Source organism: Chitinophaga sp. 10T418 (assembly GCF_056394125.1).
Genome location: NZ_JBFTHG010000008.1, coordinates 258,154 through 275,342 on the forward strand (window position 1 = coordinate 258,154; position 17,189 = coordinate 275,342).

General features: G+C 46.5%; 10 protein-coding genes. 5 read left to right on the forward strand and 5 right to left on the reverse strand.

Annotation, left to right across the window (positions count from 1 at the left end):
- The first annotated feature begins 35 nt into the window (after positions 1-35).
- Genes AC1DCV_RS23700 through AC1DCV_RS23715 form a run of 4 tightly spaced genes read left to right on the forward strand, consistent with a single transcriptional unit; the run spans position 36 to position 7,418 of the window.
- On the forward strand, positions 36-3,296 hold the full coding sequence (locus AC1DCV_RS23700) for a SusC/RagA family TonB-linked outer membrane protein (protein WP_477025471.1): 3,261 nt from the start codon (positions 36-38) through the stop codon (positions 3,294-3,296).
- A gap of 21 nt (positions 3,297-3,317) precedes the next feature.
- Positions 3,318-4,970, forward strand: coding sequence for a RagB/SusD family nutrient uptake outer membrane protein (locus AC1DCV_RS23705; RefSeq protein WP_477025472.1), 1,653 nt, complete (start codon positions 3,318-3,320; stop codon positions 4,968-4,970).
- 31 nt (positions 4,971-5,001) lie between these two features.
- Entirely contained in the window at positions 5,002-6,282 is a 1,281-nt protein-coding gene (locus tag AC1DCV_RS23710; protein WP_477025473.1) for an IPT/TIG domain-containing protein, read from the forward strand.
- A gap of 2 nt (positions 6,283-6,284) precedes the next feature.
- Positions 6,285-7,418 (forward strand): family 20 glycosylhydrolase, encoded by a 1,134-nt coding sequence (locus AC1DCV_RS23715; protein ID WP_477025474.1) that lies wholly within the window; start codon positions 6,285-6,287, stop codon positions 7,416-7,418.
- Between the two features lie 198 nt (positions 7,419-7,616).
- Here AC1DCV_RS23715 and AC1DCV_RS23720 read toward each other — a convergent pair whose 3' ends face one another.
- Positions 7,617-8,033 (reverse strand): hypothetical protein, encoded by a 417-nt coding sequence (locus tag AC1DCV_RS23720; RefSeq protein ID WP_477025475.1) that lies wholly within the window; start codon positions 8,031-8,033, stop codon positions 7,617-7,619.
- Between the two features lie 192 nt (positions 8,034-8,225).
- On the opposite strand from AC1DCV_RS23720, the gene AC1DCV_RS23725 reads away from it, so the two are divergent.
- Positions 8,226-10,247, forward strand: coding sequence for a hypothetical protein (locus tag AC1DCV_RS23725; RefSeq protein ID WP_477025476.1), 2,022 nt, complete (start codon positions 8,226-8,228; stop codon positions 10,245-10,247).
- A gap of 68 nt (positions 10,248-10,315) precedes the next feature.
- On the opposite strand, the gene AC1DCV_RS23730 is transcribed toward AC1DCV_RS23725, so the two are convergent.
- The 4 genes from AC1DCV_RS23730 to AC1DCV_RS23745 are packed head-to-tail and all read right to left on the reverse strand — an operon-like array spanning position 10,316 to position 17,170.
- Positions 10,316-11,491: a redoxin family protein gene (locus tag AC1DCV_RS23730; protein ID WP_477025477.1), complete on the reverse strand. Its 1,176-nt coding sequence runs from the start codon at positions 11,489-11,491 to the stop codon at positions 10,316-10,318.
- A gap of 16 nt (positions 11,492-11,507) precedes the next feature.
- Positions 11,508-12,743 (reverse strand): TlpA family protein disulfide reductase, encoded by a 1,236-nt coding sequence (locus AC1DCV_RS23735; protein ID WP_477025478.1) that lies wholly within the window; start codon positions 12,741-12,743, stop codon positions 11,508-11,510.
- A gap of 33 nt (positions 12,744-12,776) precedes the next feature.
- On the reverse strand, positions 12,777-14,102 hold the full coding sequence (locus AC1DCV_RS23740) for a RagB/SusD family nutrient uptake outer membrane protein (RefSeq protein ID WP_477025479.1): 1,326 nt from the start codon (positions 14,100-14,102) through the stop codon (positions 12,777-12,779).
- 11 nt (positions 14,103-14,113) lie between these two features.
- A complete protein-coding gene (locus AC1DCV_RS23745) occupies positions 14,114-17,170 on the reverse strand; it encodes a SusC/RagA family TonB-linked outer membrane protein (RefSeq protein WP_477025480.1) in 3,057 nt (1,018 codons plus the stop codon).
- Positions 17,171-17,189 lie beyond the last annotated feature (19 nt).

Sequence of the window (17,189 nt, forward strand, 5' to 3'; positions counted from 1 at the left end):
TTTCCAACTATTTAGTGAGAAAAATATTCTTGTGTATGAAGCTTTGCCTCATCCTGATTACTGTTTTCATGCTACAGGTGCGTGCTGATGTGCATTCACAAAGCAGGTTTTCGCTTAACAGCCGGCAGATAGCTTTGCATAAGCTGCTGGAGTGGGTAGAAACAAAAAGTGAATACCGCTTCCTGTACAATTACAAAACTTTTCCGAAAGATGAAAAGGTGGATGTTAACTTCAAAGAAGCCACGCTGCCGGAGATCCTGGATAAGGTGCTGGCCAAAAGCTTCCGCTACAAAATGCTGGAAGGAGGACTGGTAGCTATTTCCGAGAGCGCGGCCGATATAACGGTAACGGGTAAGGTAATGGCAGAAAATGGCCAGGAACTGCCTGGGGTCAGCATTCAGCTGAAAGGTACCAGCAAAGGAACCGCTACAGATGTAGATGGCAACTTTAAAATAACGGTCCCTGAAAACGGCATCCTGCTCATTTCCTACCTGGGATATGAGCCGAAAGAGGTACCGGTAAAAGGCAATACACAACTACCTGTGATCAGGCTGAAACCATCAGAGGCAGGTTTGAATGAAGTAGTGGTATTGGGTTACGGACAAAAGCAAACCCGGCAAAGTATTACCGGTGCGGTATCCAGTATACAAACCAAAGAACTCAAACAAAGCCCGGTAGCCAATTTGTCTAATGCCCTGGCAGGACGACTACCCGGTTTGATCACTGCCCAGCACTCCGGCAGACCCGGCAGTGATGATGCGCAGTTGTTCATCCGTGGTATCAGCACTACCGGTGCTACCAATCCACTCGTGGTCATTGATGGTTTACCAAGGGGAGACGCCAACATTGGTCAGCTGGATCCTAATGAAATAGAATCAGTATCTATCCTGAAAGATGCTTCTTCTACTGCATTATACGGTATTCAGGGAGCCAATGGCATTGTGCTGGTCACCACCAAACGTGGTAAAGATGGTCCTCCCAATATCCAGGTAAACATGCAGTATGCGTTGCAGCAGCCTACTAATTTCCCCCGCTTTCTGAGCTCCTATGAGTCTGGTGTACTGGAAAATGAAGCCGCTAAAAATGATGGCATGCCTGCAGTGTTTACGGATCAGGAACTGGAATATTATAAAACAGGATTGAAGCCCTATGATTATCCCAACACGGATTGGTACAGTGAAATGATCCGGAAAAATTCACCTCAGAAAACCCTGAATATTAATATCGGAGGAGGATCCAAATATGTGAAATATTTTGTTTCCGGCTCTTACCTGCGGCAGGAACCTATCTACAACCGTGCTAATGAAAATATTTACGGCGTCAAATATAAATACGACCGTTTCAACTTCCGCTCCAACGTAGATATTACGCTGGATAAAAATACCGACCTGCAGGTAGATCTGGCTTCCCGGCTGGAAAACAGAACGAGTCCTTCCGGTGACAGGGGCAGCAATGAATTTTTCTTCGTGGTGCTTTCACAGATGACCAACCGGCTTACTCCCCGGCTGAATCCCAATGGCAGCATTGCATCCGGCACATTGCGGGAAGACTTCTACAATCCATATGGCCTGATTACCCGGAATGGCTACCTGGATGCCTACTGGCACAGTACCAATGGTAGTGTGGCACTTACCCGCAAACTGGATTTCATTACACCAGGTCTGAAAGTAAAAGGACTCTTTACCTTTGAAAACTACGGGGATATCAACTTCGCACTGGATCAGGAATTTGATTCCTATCGCTATAAATCAGTACCTGGTGGGGAAGGTACGTATACCCAACACCGTAAAGCCACCAGCTTACAGCGTTCCGGCGCTTCCAGTGGAGAAAGGTATTACTACTACGACCTGAAACTAATGTATGACCGGGATTTCGGGAAACATGCCTTCAGTGGATTGTTCCTCTTTAACCGTAACTACCGCTCTCAGTCAGGTAATCTGCCAAGGGTATATGAAGGCTTCGTTGGCCGCATCGCTTACAATTATGCCACGAAGTATTACCTGGAATTCAATGCAGGTTACAATGGATCTGAAAACTTTCCTCCCGGCAAGCGATATGGATTTTTTCCGGCCTTATCTGCTGCCTGGGTGCTGAGCAATGAAAATTTCATGAAAGATCAATCGTTATTCAGCTTCCTGAAAATGCGGTTCTCTCATGGTTATGTGGGTAACGACCAGGTAGGTGGAGAACGTTGGTTATATGTGTCTGATTACGCCCGTGGTAGTGGATTTACCTTTGGTAGTGTGGCTTCCGGTACCAGTGGATATTACGAAAACAGGGTGGGTAACACTGCTATCACCTGGGAGAAGGCCGCCAAAACAAACCTGGGTATAGAAACAGGCTTTATGAAAGATAAGCTGAAGTTTTCAGTAGATCTTTTTAATGAACTACGTAAAGATATCCTGGTAGCTGCCGGCACTATTCCAGGATATATGGGTATTACCGCCTCACTGAACAGGAATATGGGCCGCATTCAGAACAGGGGAATAGAAGCAGAACTGAACATGTATACCAATGCAGGACCGGTAGGTGTTTTTGCGAAAGTAAACTACCAGTATGTGAAGAATAAAATCCTGGAACAGGATGAACCTAAGCTGGCCTATCCTTACCAAAGTAAGGTAGGACATCCGATTGGTTATGACCTGGGATATATTGCAGAAGGGCTGTTCCAGAGTCAGGATGAAATCAATAAAAGTCCTAAACAAACATTTGCTCCGCTGATACCGGGTGATGTCAAATACAAGGATATCAACGGGGATAATAAAATAGATGAGGCAGACCGGGTGATGCTTCCTATGCTGAATGTGCCTACCAATTACTTTGGTGCCACCTTCGGGATAGACTATAAAGGGATAGACGTGAGTGTATTGTTCCAGGGTGCAGCTGGCGGTCGCCAGATTTTTTCTTCACAGTTGACGGCCAACTACAGGGAAAGCTATCGCCCGATACATGAGGGCCGGTGGACACCGGAGAATGCCGCCAATGCCACTTTTCCGGCCCTGCATTTATCGGAAAGCAATATGTCCAACAACTTTATCAGCTCTTCTTACTGGATCCGGAAAACAGACTACATCAAATTGAAGAATGCAGAAATAGGTTACCGCTTGCCCGCTCATTTGCTGAAAAGAGTGAAGATAAAGAATGCCCGCATTTATATAAATGGCATGAACCTGATCTCCTGGGATAATGTAAAAGACCTGGGCATAGATCCTGAATCCAATACCGGTGGCCGCTGGGGCTGGCAGCCTTATCCGATTATGCGGGTGTTTAACGCTGGTATTACCATCAATCTTTAATCACGGGGATAAATTATAATGATGAAAAATACTTTAATAAAAACAGGGATTACGGCAGTACTGATGATGTGTGTAACTGCCTGCGGGAAAAATTTTCTCGACAGAAAGCCCAGTGACCTGATCACCGAAAAGGAAGTATTTTCAAATATTGAAAATGCAGAAGGCTTTGTAAATACCATTTATCAGAGTTTACCTAATATGTTTAAACCCGGTTCGGGCTGGGGCTTGAGCAGTGCTACCGATGAAACCAACCAGGCGAGTGATAACTCTGCCTCCTATCCGGACGCGGGTAATTTCAATACAGGATCTATGAGCCCGGCTAATTTTCCAATGGCCGACCTGTGGACCAGTTTCTATGGAAAAATCCGTGCCTGTAATAAATTTCTCACCAACTATGATATGATACCGCAGGACCCTAACTATCCGCAACGCCGTAGCCGGTTGAGGGGAGAAGTGTTGTTATTGCGCGGATACTATTATTTTGAACTGATGCGTACCTGGGGTGGTGTGCCGTTGTTGCTGAGTGAAAAAAATCCATTCGACGATCCATCCGGTATTTACTTTAAGCGCAACAACATTCCGGAAGTAACTGCCAGTATCCTGAGTGATCTGAAAGAAGCCACTGCATTATTGCCGGTAACGTATAACGATCGTCCTTCTAACTGGGGGCGTGCTTCTAAAATGATTGCCATGGCACTGGAAGGACGGGTACGTTTGTTTTATGCAAGCCCGTTGTTTAATCCTGGTAATGAATCCGGCCGCTGGCAGGAAGCAGCAGTAGCCTGCAGGGCAGCATTGGATACCGCTGTTATGAACGGCTATACGTTGTATGATAACTACTCTGATATTTTTACGCAGTATTTTAATAAAGAAGTAATCTGGAGCCGTGGTGCGCCCGGTGCTTTTGGTGATGGCGGCATAGACCGGGAGATGAATCCCCGCAGTGCCAATGGCTATGGAAACATTACCCCTTTACAGGAGCTGGTAGATGATTATGAAATGAAGACCACCGGTTTACCAATTACTGATCCTGCTTCCGGCTACAGCGCGCAAAGACCTTATGAAGGCAGGGATCCGCGTTTTTATGCTACCATTTTATATCCTGGTTGCAGCTGGAAAGGGAAAGTACTGGATCCAAACGGTGCTGACGCACCACGCTCCGGGCAGATAGCTACCAACTACTGGCCACGTAAATACCTGCTCCCTTCGGTAGATTTATTTTCCGGCTCCGGTGGTACCGATCGCAAATGGGTGTTGATCAGAACGGCAGAACTGTATCTCAATTATGCGGAGGCGCAGAATGAAGCGGCAGGCCCTGGTGCAGACGTATACAATGCGCTGAATGCCATCCGTGGCAGGGTAGGCATGCCATCCATCAGTGGTGGTGACCAGGCCTCGCTGCGGGCAAAGATCCGTCACGAAAGGAGAATAGAACTGGCACTGGAAGATCATCGTTTCTGGGATGTACGCCGCTGGAAAATAGCCGCACAAGTGGATAACAAAGAGGTACACGGCGTAGCTCTTTCCGGTAGCGGTAATGTTACATATTCATATCCGGTAATTGAGAAAAGAGTGTTTGATGCTGCCAGGAATTACTGGTTGCCTATTCCGCAGAGCGAAATGGATAAAGTCAGCAGTCAGAACCCTGGCTTTACACAAAATCCGGGTTGGTAATAACGTAACTGTCTCACTAAAAAAATAACAGATGAAAACTATATTATATCGTTTGCAGATAGTGATGCTGTTATGCACGGCCGCTGCCTGTAAAAAAGACAAGGGCTTTGTACATGACAACAATGCCCCGGTGGTGATTGATAAATTTACTCCGGAAACAGGTGCCGCAGGAACGGAAGTATTAATTTACGGCAGCAATTTCAGTACGGATACCACTGGTGTAAGTGTAACTGTGAATGGCAGGAAAGCATTGATAGAAGGGGTTATCAGCGATCATATCCTGATCGTGATACCAGAAAAAGCGGGTAGTGGTAAAATCACGGTGACTATTAATGGAAAAACTGCTACCACCACCAAAGACTTCGGATATATATCTTCTTACAAAGTAAGTACGGTTGCAGGTAATGGTGTAGCTGGTTTTTCTGATGGCAAAGGTATTTTCTCCTCTTTTAATTTTGGTAAAAGATGCGGTATGGATGTAGATGCCAATGGCAATTTATATGTGGCAGATGCCGACAATCATCGTGTACGGAAAATAGCGCCTGATGGAACGGTGACTACACTGGCAGGCAACGGTGCCGGCGGCTATGTGGAAGGTAAAGGAAACACTGCGCAGTTCTCTCTTCCTCTGGATATTGTTACAGATAAAGATGGCAATGTAATCGTGGCTGATCCGGCCGACTGGACCATTCGCAAAATTACACCGGATGGTACCACATCACTGATAGCCTGGGGAGAAGCCTGGGGCATTGGTATTGATAAACGCAATGGAACAATGTACTACGCCAACGCCCGCGCTGCAGGCAGCATTTTCCAGGTAACACCGGCAGGCGATGCCAAAGAGATTATCAAGGGCCTCAGTTATCCCGCTGATGTAGCCGTAGATGATAAAGGCAATTTATTTGTGACAGAGAATGGAAGCTCCCTGATCAAAAAATTCGCAGCAGATACCTGGGCGCCGACGATTGTTGGTGGTGCCGCCAATCAAACCGGCCTGGTAAATGGCCCCGGCACAGCTTCCCGTTTCGACTATCCCTGGGGTATTGCAGTTGATGCCGCCAACAACCTGTATGTTGCTGGTAATGGCACATCAGATGGTTCGGTGGTAAACAGCAATCAATGTATCCGTATGATCAGCGCCAATACGTGGAATGTGACTACTTATATTGGTGGCAGCACTGCAGGATTTGCAGATGGCGCCGGCGCTGCCGCGATGTTTAGTGCACCTACCGGTGTTGCGATCGACAAGAACGGGGCTGTATATGTGCTGGACAGAAACAATAATCGTATCCGTAAAGTAACCGCTGAATAAAAATGAAAAGATTAAAACATATCCTGGCCGTTTTGTGGCTCTTGTGGCTGCCGGTGATGGCCCAATCGCAGCAACCGGCTCCGTTTAAATGGAATGTACTCCCGGTAAAAGGACTGCTGCTCAGTGTGCCGGCTTCGCAGGACGTGCCATTGCTGTGCCGCTTCATCAAAGAAGCATTGGTGGCAGAAGGGGTGAACACGCTGGCGTTGAGGATTGAGTATGTATACCAGTTTAAAGCTGATCCGGAAGTGGCAGAACGGAATGCTATTTCGGAATCCGATCTGAAACAGATTGTGAAAGCCTGTAAGGAAGCGGGTATCCGGTTTATTCCGACCATGAACCTGCTGGCACATCAGTCGGAGCAAACGGAAATAGGACCATTGTTGAAAAAGTATCCGCAGTTCGATGAATCACCGGATTATAATCCGCCGGTGCCATGGAAAGATGGTGGGATGTTCGACTTCTATAGCAAATGTGTTTGTCCTCTGCATCCGGATTTGTTCAAAGTCATTTTTCCTTTGATGGATGAACTGATCGATGTGTGTGGAGCAGATGCCTTTCATGTAGGTTTGGACGAAGCCTGGATCATCGGGTATAATAAATGTCCGCGCTGTGGTGGTAAAGATCCGGCGGAACTATTTGCGGGCTACGTAAATGCATTGCATCAACATCTCAAAGAAAAAAAATGCCAGATGTGGATGTGGAGTGATCGCCTGATAGATGGAAAAGAAACGAACCTGCTGGCCTGGCAGGCGAGCATGAATAATACCGCCAGGGCGATAGATATGATACCGAAAGATATTATGATCTGTGACTGGAAGTATGAAGACGCGCCGCCTACGCCTGCCTACTTTGCGATCAAAGGATTCCAGGTGCTGCCATCTGCCTGTGCTAAAACATCCGTGGCGCTGGCACAGTTGGACCAGGTTTATGCCGCCCGCAAAAATGCACTGATGGCGGAGTTTTCGCGTACCTTATCGGAACGAATGCCAGGCGTGTTTGAAACCATGTGGGTGAATACAAAGGAGTTTATTGACGGGTATTATAACCGCAAAGGCGTGCGTAAAGGCACACAGGATAATGTGGATACCTTTAAGGCGTTGTTTGCGGAAATCAGGAAGAAAGAGAAATTATAAATAACAACTATTCTAATCCTATACAGGTGCTGGGTGTATACTCAGCACCTTTTTTACCAGATTGGCGCATCGCGAATTTGGTAACATTATTTCCCCCTGCCATCGTAATTAGAAGAGGAAAATGTGTAAACAACATTCGGTTAATATAGCATAGCTCAACATAACACCATCTGCGCTGCATTTATTAAAAGCTAAAAGCTAATGGTTAAAAGCTAGCGGCACCATACAGCGTATATCTTTTTCATTGAGATAGTCTTCCACACAGTAGCCCTGGGGATCCAGACCGGGCGTTTGCAGCAACTTGTCAAATGTCTGGCTGACTTTGGGCAGGTCCTGTTCATAATTCAACAGGATTTCACCCATATAAACCCCCTTCCTGATAATAAAGCTATCGAGACCATAGGTTGCGCCCTCTCCGGGAGATTGAGCGGCTACAGCTGCCCTGTAAATGATTTCACTGCCACCTTCCGGCCGTGAAATACCGTAAAGTTTTCTGTCCTGTATATCGGGCAGTAAAGCTGCCAGCTTTTCAAAGGCGGGTTTAATGCCTTGCGGAAAAGAGGAGGCTTTCACATAAAACACCTCCACATCGCGTTCTAAAGTATATGGTTCCATGGTAGACGGTTTGATGTACTGTAAATGTACCACGGATATATTTTGAGTATACGGGGCGAAAGCGACAAATACAGTGGCATATCAGGACAATTACACTAAAAACCGTTTATTGCCGGTTAATTCACGCAATCGTTTGTGTCAGTATTTTTCGCTAAAATCAGCTAACATTATCCTCTGTTCAACAGACGTTCTATGAAAAGCATTTTCACCAGCAGAATACTGATCGTACTCTTTTTACTAACTATACAGCAATCGTTGCCCGCACAGGTATTTTATGCAGGTAAAGCCCCGGCTAAAGCAATCGTTTTACCCGATAAATACGTGTTGGAGAATAATGTGCTGGAGGTAAACTTCGGGTCGATAAGTGAGCAGTCTGGTTATGTTACTTTCCGGGATAAGCTGTTGTCTAAAGCAATAGATTTTGATAAGAATAGTTTATTTGCGTTGAAACTAAACGATGGCACCTTGTTGCTGCCGGCTGATTTTACGATCAGCACCCGCGATGCGGGCGCTATTGCAGCGATACCCAATGCGGTGAAGTTAATTGACCGCCTGCCGGGAAAGCAGCTGATTTTCGGGCTCACCAATAAAGCACACGGTATCACAATCAGCTGGCGTATTTCCCTGCACGATGATTGTAATTTTATCCAGCAACATTTTCATATCGTGGATCCGAAGCATGCAATTACGGATTTATCATTGGTCAATATTCCCGCTGTGTATCACCCCCTGCTTTCCGGTACTGTAGATGGCTCTCCGATATTGGCAGGTAACCTGTTTTTTGCCCTGGAGCACCCGATGGCGCAGAATGAGGTGAGTGCTACTGCTACCAGAAGTGGGGTGGCCGCATCTGCCACACTGCGCTCCACTGACGGCTTTGATATCAGTGTAGCCTGGGGGATTACGCCTGCGGAGCAACTTCGCCGGGGTTTTCTATCTTACCTCGAAAAAGTAAGGGCAGTACCTTATCGTGCTTTCCCGCATTATAACTCCTGGTATGATGTAGGGTATGATGGCCGGGAAATTACGGAGGCCAATGCCATGGACCGGATTAAAATGTTTGGCGACAGCCTGGTAGTAAAGCGCAAAGCAAAGATCAGCGCCTTTTTATGGGACAGTGGCTGGGATGATTATAACAGACTCTGGTATTTCAGCAGTAAGTTGCCCAATGGTTTTAAGAAGATGGATGCGCTGGCCCGTCAGTACCAATCGGCCATGGGAGTATGGGTATCACCCTGGGGTGGTTATGATAAAGAAAAGATCAGTCGCCTGGCCAGCATTAAAACGCTGCAGTTGCCATTTACGCCGAATGATAACGGCTTAAGTCTGGCTGATCCGCACTACTTCGACTATTTTAAAAAGCTCACGGAAGGATTTGTAAAAAATCAGGGTGTGATCAGTTTTAAATTTGATGGGGTAGGTGCCGGTAATGGTGCTGCCGGGGCAGGAGAGAAGTATGCCAAAGATGTGGAATCTTTTTTACGTGTGATCACAGATCTGCGTAAAATAAAATCCGATCTGTTTTTTAATCTCACGGTAGGTACCTGGCCTTCTCCTTACTGGCTCAATTATGGCGATGCCATTTGGCGTGCCGGTGAAGATATGGGTGTACAGGGTGTGGGCACTAAAAGACAACAATGGATCAATTACCGCGATGCGGAAGTATATAAAAATGTGGTGCAACGTTCCCGCTTATATCCGCTCAATGCACTGATGTATCATGGCATTGTAGTGAATAATGAGAATGGGCTGGGTGCATCTTTTGCCAACGATGATGCGGGCCTGGCGGAAGACATCTGGGAGTTTTTCGGTAACGGTACCGGTATGCAGGAATTGTATATTAATCCTCACCTGATGAGTACTGCCGCCTGGAATGTACTGGCTAAAGGCATGAAGTGGTCTGAGAGGCACCGCGATGTTTTGTCCGATATACACTGGATAGGTGGCGATCCCGGTAAGGAAGAAGTGTATGGCTTTGCGGCATGGAATCATAAAGAAGCCACGCTCACCTGGAGGAATCCATCTGCAGCACCGCGAAAAATTAGGTTCCGTTTGAAAGAGGTATTGGAGTTGCCGGCGGACTATAAGGCCAAGTTTGCCGCTTTTAATGTGATAGACAACGTAAAAGCCGGAGAGATGGATAGTGAAGCCAGCATCACGATAGAACTGGCGCCATTGCAGGTGAAAGTGCTGGAGTTGAAACCGGTGAAATAACATAACGGTAATGCCTGAGGGGGCTTACGATAAAAGGGTGTACCGGTGATCTGGTACACCCTGTTTTTTTATAAGCTCAGTGCGGCCTTTAATTTCTGATCCAGTTCGTCACCGCCGTCACCTACTAATTTGAATAATACTTTGCCGTTTTTATCCAGCAGTATTTTGGTAGGAAAGCCGGTAATACCATATGACATGGCCAGGTCAGTGGTGGCTTTGTCGTAGTTGTTAAGCACCTGTATCCAGTTGATGCCATCATCCTGGATTGCTTTTAGCCATGCAGCTTTTGCGTCATTCAGATTACTGGATTTTTCATCTGCAATGCCTACAATTTCCAGGCCTTTGTCTTTGTACCTGGCATATACTTCCTTCAGGTGAGGATGACTTGCCCTGCATGGACCGCACCAGCTACCCCAGAAGTCGAGTAACACATATTTTCCTTTGAGAGAAGATAACGTGAACGGCTCTCCGTGGTTATCTTTTTTGGTGAAATTAATCGCAGCAGCACCTTCGCTGGTGGCTTTAGCGCCGGATATCCGGGAAGCCAGGTATTTACCCAGGTAGGTTGTCTTGTAAGTGTCGCTCAACTTTTTATAAGCCTGTTCATACGCTGTAGCATCATAATCACTTTGCATTCTCGACAGCAGCATCACGCTTACAAATGAATTGGGATGAGCTGCCACGAACTGTTTGTGCATGGCCGTGAGCTGATCGGCGGTTGCCAGCATTTCGGCGATCACGGCTTTTTTGGCGGTGCTGTCTTCCGGCTTGCGGATACCCGCCGCTTTTTTGCGCAGCTCCCAGACTTTCCCCACCAGTGACATTTCATTCTGCCGGAGCGCGTTCATTTCTTCATTCGCTTTGTCGCCTTTTATCGTGGCTTTGTATAACTCTTCCGCATCACCTGTTACCTGTATATTTGTTTTATCAGAGAGTATAATTTCCAGGTTGGGCGCCGGCATGAACATCCCTCCTTTGGTCAATTCAAATCTGGATCCCGGATGACGGGAAGCAAAAGTGGCGATCACGGGTTCGTTAACATTGCCGGAAAAAGTGAATTCATCGCCGTTGCGGGAGATCACAGTATCCATTTTATGCCCTTCTGCTGTTACATAAGATAAGCTCAGGCGATAGTCGCCCTGCCCCTTGATGTTAGCCGTTATCTTATAACTTTTTTGTGCGGTTGCCGGGTGAAAAGAGGCCAGCAGCAAGCTGCAGGCCATCATCAGGATGTGTTTTTTCATGGTTGGTGTATGATCTTTAGAAACTGGTCATTGGAATGGATGCTGCCTGTTTAGCTGGTGCTGCCTTGGTGCCTTTATTCAGACTTTCCTTTATTTTAGCGGCTGCTTCATCGCTGTATCCGGTAAAACGTTCCATGATTTTACCTTCGCTATCTACGAGATACATGGTAGGGATACCAGAGAACTGGAACTGTTCCATTGTTTTGTCTTTGTTATCACTCAGCATTTGTTCCCAGGGCATGTCCTCTTCCTTCATCGCTTTTTTCCACGCATTTTTATCGGTGTCAATAGAAATACTTACTACCTCAAATCCTTTGTCTTTATAGCTTGCATACAGTTCCTTTACTTTAGGAATGGCCTGTCTGCACGGACCACACCAGCTAGCCCAGAAATCCACCAGCAGGTATTTGCCTTTGTATTTTTCCAGTCCTGCCAGTTGGCCATTGGCATCAGGATATTTCACGGATGGCATAGGCTGACCGCTTTTCAGACGCATGGCCTGTGCCTTATTGGTGATAATGGTTTCCTTTAATTGTTTGGCTTCTGTTAACCAGGGATACCGGGCGATCAGCAGGTCCAGCATCTTCATGGCCTTATCGTATTTTTCGCCTGCTTCTGTGCCTGCCATGCCACGAAGTGCATATACCATTACCGGACGATCTGCGTATGCCTTCACGAGTACTTCTTGCCGTATTTTATAATCCTCATTTAGTGGATTATACTTCTTTGTATTTTTCATATAGGCATACCAGGTAGTGTCGGTGGCCTTTTTGGAATAATATTCCATGTTGTATTCATCAATCATGCGGCGATAATTGAATTCAGAATTCAGTTCAGAAAGATTGATGAAATTGTTGTCATAGGACCCATCTACATAGTTGTAATGGGGAACCTTCACTTTGTACCTGGCAGTGTCGTAACCTCTCATGGCCACTTTTACATCTGCATCGCTCCAGAAGGTGGCGCGGTCCCAGTTCATAGCATTGATAATATAGATGCCCTGATGGTCTTGTTTGATTTTAAAAGAAAAGGTGTTGTCTTTGCTTACCACGCAGGAGTCTACTACCACTGCTTTCCCTTTCGGGTTGTCTTTCGACAGGAATACTTTATTGACTTCCTGTTTTGGGTCGGTGAATTCAACGCTACCGGTTACGGTAACGGCTTTCACTATTTTGTTTTGTTGTGCCATCAGGGCTGCGGGGGCTGCTAACAGCATCAGCGGTGCGCAAAATTTTAAGACTGTTTTCTTCATCGTTATTAGTTTAAATATAATTGATTTCCGTTTTTATTTACTGTAATCGGCGTTTTGCGACAAGTCAGGATTAATGAAAAATTCCCTTGATGGTATCGGCATCAGTGCATGTGTAATAGGCTGCCCGAATGATTGCAGCCAGTTGTTCATTTTGCCAAAGCGCTGCATATCGCTCCATCTCAACCTTTCGCCTATGAATTCTCTTCTTCTTTCCTGTTCAATGACTGCGAGAAAAGCGGCGGGTGTAGCAAAGTCTGTATTGCTTACTGTACTGGCTTTGCGGGCAGTGCGCAGCTGATTGTAAGTAGTCACGTCCACAGTTCCCTTACGGGCATTTGCTTCGGCTACAATCAGGAAAGCTTCACTATAACGGCATACCACATACGAAGGCGTAAGTTCTGATGGGAATTTACCCAGGAAGTATACTGTATCTACTATCGAACCGCCTTTGGTACGAATGAAGTAGCTGCGGCGGATATCTGTTGGTTCATATGATTTTACCAGGTTGCTGTCGGCCCAGGTATTACCACTACCAGCCTGTCCGCTGCCGCCTTGTCGGTATAAAGCCGGCATGCCATAAAATGTACTGGTGCTGGTTTCGTTGATCTTATACACGGCTTCGGGACTGTTCACTGTTGACTTGAAAATATCTCCGAAATTGGATTGCAGGCTTAATTTGCCGGAGCTGATCACGGCGTTGGCCATGGCTAGTGCTTCATCATTCCTGCCCAGGTTCAGATAAAACCTGGCGAGTAATAGTTGCGCACCCTGTTTAGATCCACTCACTGCAGTTGTATAGGCCGGCAACTGATTGATGGCATTTTTAAGGTCTGCTTCAATCAGCTGGTTTACTTCTGCTATGGGATTGCGTGGAGGACGACTTTTCGGATCTTCCTCTCCTTTTATGATGACCACATCGCCGAAGTATTCAGAGAGCAGCATGTATGAAAAAGCACGTAACAGGTAGGCTTCGCCCAGTGTGGCGCTGATGCTGCTGTCGCCGGAAAACTGCTGTGCATATTGTATCGCCATATTGGCGTTGGCGATGCATTGGTAAGGCTGTTTATAAGCGGTTACCAGTGAGTTATCATTAGAAGCAATGTTGTTTGCTTCATAGGTAGGAAAACTCAGTGATTGAAAGTCATCGCTCATAACATCCTGCAATCCGTAATACAGGTAAAACGCATTGTTATTGGTGAGGGCCAGTTTGGCGCCATTGATCACCAGTGGCAGGTTGTTTTTGTTGAGTTGAGAGAAGGCAATTTTGGTATTAGGGGCTACTTCATCCAGTTGCTTACTGCAGGCAGATAAGCCGATGGTGATGATAGCCGCGATATGTAATAAAGTATGTTGTTTCATGTGTTGGCGGATTAAAATGAAAGATCTATACCAATAACAGTCGCACGCGGATTCGGTGTGTTGGAACTTACAATGCCGGTATTGCTGGCTGCTTCCGGATCAAATCCAATGTATTTGGTAATTGTGAATACATTTTGCGCAGATGCGTATATGCGTGCCCGTTTAACTTTCACTTTATCCAGCAGGGTGGATGGCAGTTCATAGCTTACGGAAAGGTTACGTAAACGAACATAGGAGGCGTCATATACAAATTGTGTCGATGGCCTATAGTTCCAGTCGCTGGTCTGGCCGGCGCCATGCATACCTACTATGGCTCTTGGTACAGTAGTGATATCTCCTTTTTGTTTCCAGCGGTTGTTAATGATATCAAATTTGTTGGGCATTACACCGTAATAGTCGATATCATAGTTGCGTAATGTTTGTTCATAGAAGTCATATACTTTGTTGCCCACCACATAATTGAATAATGCAGATAGGGTAAAGTTTTTGTAAGACAGGGTGATATTGGTACCTCCGGTGAATTTGGGCAATGCCACAGGGACGGTGATCATATCATTGCTGTCCCATTTACCATCTTTGTTCTGGTCTTTATAGATCATGTCGCCGGTTTGCGGATCTACGCCCATTGATTCATATACCTGCACAGAGCCGAGTGATTGTCCTACTTTGGCTTTGGTCATAGGACCTCCAAAAACGAAAGCACCATAAGTAGTGAGAGAGTCTTTCAGTGACACCAATAAGTTCCTGTTGATGTTCATATTGGTTTCCACTTTCCATGAGAAGGCGGTGCCGGGGCGGCTGCTGAGGGCCAGTTCCAGGTCTGCGCCATAGTTGCGGATGCTGCCGATGTTATCCGGAATACTGGCAGCGCCATAGATATACGAGATGTTATTACTACTCATTAAACCATCAGTGGTTTTATTGTAGTAGTCTGCCGTGAAGGTAAGCCTGTTGTTGAGCAGGGCAACATCGATACCTGCATCCACTTGTTTGGTGCGTTCCCAGCGTATGTTGGGATTACCTACGGTGGTGCCGAGCATCAGCGCAGAATTGCCCATGTAAGAAGTGGCGGTGAGCAGGTTTTGTGCGTCAAAGTATCCCAATGGGCGGATGTTGCCGCTGATACCATAGCTGCTGCGGATTTTCAGCTGGTTGACGAAACGGCTGCCGGCGAGGAAGTTTTCGCGGGCGATATCCCAGCCACCGGAAATGGAAGGGAACCAGCTGTAGCGGTTGTCGGCATTTAACTTGGATGAACCATCACGGCGGATAGAGGCATTGAGCAGGTATTTACCTTCCCAGTCAAAGCCGGTACGCAGGAAATAGGCATCGGATATTTCTTTGTTGTTGACATTGTAGCTGCCAATATTGAAAGTACTGCCGTAAGCGGCACCAGCGGCGCCGCCGGTAATACCATCAATTTTAGGGAAGCCGTTGAGATCATAACCGAAGCTATTCAGTTCGTTACTATAGAAGGTATACCCAAGGGTGGCGTTGATACCCAGTCGGCTTACTCTTTTCGTATAGGTGAAGTAGTTATCGAAGTTATAGGAGAAATTATCTACCCCAAGGTTTTTGAAGGTACCCTTGTTAAAAGCACCCAGGTAGCCGGAAGCTGGGTAAAAGGTGGTAGCGAGATCATTGAATTTGGTGGCATTAAAAGAGGATCGGAAGGACAAGTCATTTAGCAGTTTCACATCTGCGGATAAGCTACCGATGTATACGTTGTTTTTATCTTTGTTATTATTATCCATCATTACCCCCAGCGGATGCTGTTGCTGGCCTACATAATAGCCCAGTGATCCGTCGGGATTGAGTACAGGGTCTTCCGGGGTGTCAGGCCTGGCGTTGAAAGCGGTGACTAACGGGCTGCTGATATTTTTTCTGACAGACTGGGTAATGTTGATGTTCCCGTTTACTTTCAGCCAGTTGTTAACTTGCTGGGTGAGGTCCAGGCGGCCAGTGTATCTTTCGAAGTTGCCGGTGCCCATGGTAGCAGCTTCGGTATAGCGGCCGAGCGACATGTAATAATTGTTTTTATCACCGCCGCCGCTCATGCTGGCTTGTATATTAGTAACGGGTGCATTTTTGTTTTTGATGCGATCCAGCCAGTCGGTGCTGCGGTCGGCCATTTTAAGGCCATTCAATTGGCTTTGCAGTGTGTTTTTTTCATTTTTCAGTTGGCTGATCGCTGCAGGGGTGAGACTGCCGGGATCGGCCAGTTTTGCATCAATATCGCCAATACGGTTATTGCGCGCGTCGTTAAATGCAGCAGTGTATTCCGTTGTATTGAGCATATGCCGGGAGGTAGGTACATTGTTGATCCCGGTATACATGTTAATATTTAAAGCTGGCCTGGAGTTCATCTTTCCTTTTTTAGTGGTAACAATGATCACGCCGGTAGATCCCCTCGCGCCATATATAGCTGCTGACGCCGCATCTTTCAATACTTCTATGGATTCAATATCCTGCGGGTTAATGTTATTAATAGAGATCGTGTTGCCTTCAACAATCAGTCCGTCGATTACAATGAGGGGATTGGTGCTGGTGGCGCTGATCGATTGTGCGCCACGGATTAGGATATTAGGTGTGCCGCCGGGGCCTCCGTCTTTGGACGCCACAAATACGCCGGCTACTCTGCCTGTCAGCGCTTTTCCGAAATCGCTGGCAATGTTTTTCTCCGGAGATAAGGCATCGGCTTTTACCGTAGAAATGGCGGTAGTGACATTGGATTTTTGTAAGGTACCATAACCCACTACTACGGCATCGGTTAAGCTGATGGCCTTGATGCGCATCATGATTGGTCCTGCTTTGATCAGACTGGCGGCTATCACCACATTTTCGAAGCCAATAGAGGTAATCTGCAGTTGTGCGTTGGCTGGCACGTTGAGTTCAAATTCTCCTTTATCATTGGTTGTAGCTCCTTTGGCAGCTCCTATTACTTTTACGGTAGCTCCCGGGACTGGCTGGTGGGATACCGCATCTTTCACGGTTCCCTTTAAAACCTGCTGTGCATAGGCGGAGATGCCGGACATGCATAGGAGGATAAATAAACATGACTTTCTCATACAATAGTTGGTTGATTTT

Coding starts and splice junctions, on each gene's coding strand:
- AC1DCV_RS23715 (WP_477025474.1), top strand. CDS start 6,285: ATGAAAAGATTAAAACATATCCTGGCCGTTTTGTGGCTCTTGTGGCTG.
- AC1DCV_RS23745 (WP_477025480.1), bottom strand. CDS start 17,170: ATGAGAAAGTCATGTTTATTTATCCTCCTATGCATGTCCGGCATCTCC.
- AC1DCV_RS23720 (WP_477025475.1), bottom strand. CDS start 8,033: ATGGAACCATATACTTTAGAACGCGATGTGGAGGTGTTTTATGTGAAA.
- AC1DCV_RS23740 (WP_477025479.1), bottom strand. CDS start 14,102: ATGAAACAACATACTTTATTACATATCGCGGCTATCATCACCATCGGC.
- AC1DCV_RS23710 (WP_477025473.1), top strand. CDS start 5,002: ATGAAAACTATATTATATCGTTTGCAGATAGTGATGCTGTTATGCACG.
- AC1DCV_RS23700 (WP_477025471.1), top strand. CDS start 36: ATGAAGCTTTGCCTCATCCTGATTACTGTTTTCATGCTACAGGTGCGT.
- AC1DCV_RS23705 (WP_477025472.1), top strand. CDS start 3,318: ATGAAAAATACTTTAATAAAAACAGGGATTACGGCAGTACTGATGATG.
- AC1DCV_RS23725 (WP_477025476.1), top strand. CDS start 8,226: ATGAAAAGCATTTTCACCAGCAGAATACTGATCGTACTCTTTTTACTA.
- AC1DCV_RS23735 (WP_477025478.1), bottom strand. CDS start 12,743: ATGAAGAAAACAGTCTTAAAATTTTGCGCACCGCTGATGCTGTTAGCA.
- AC1DCV_RS23730 (WP_477025477.1), bottom strand. CDS start 11,491: ATGAAAAAACACATCCTGATGATGGCCTGCAGCTTGCTGCTGGCCTCT.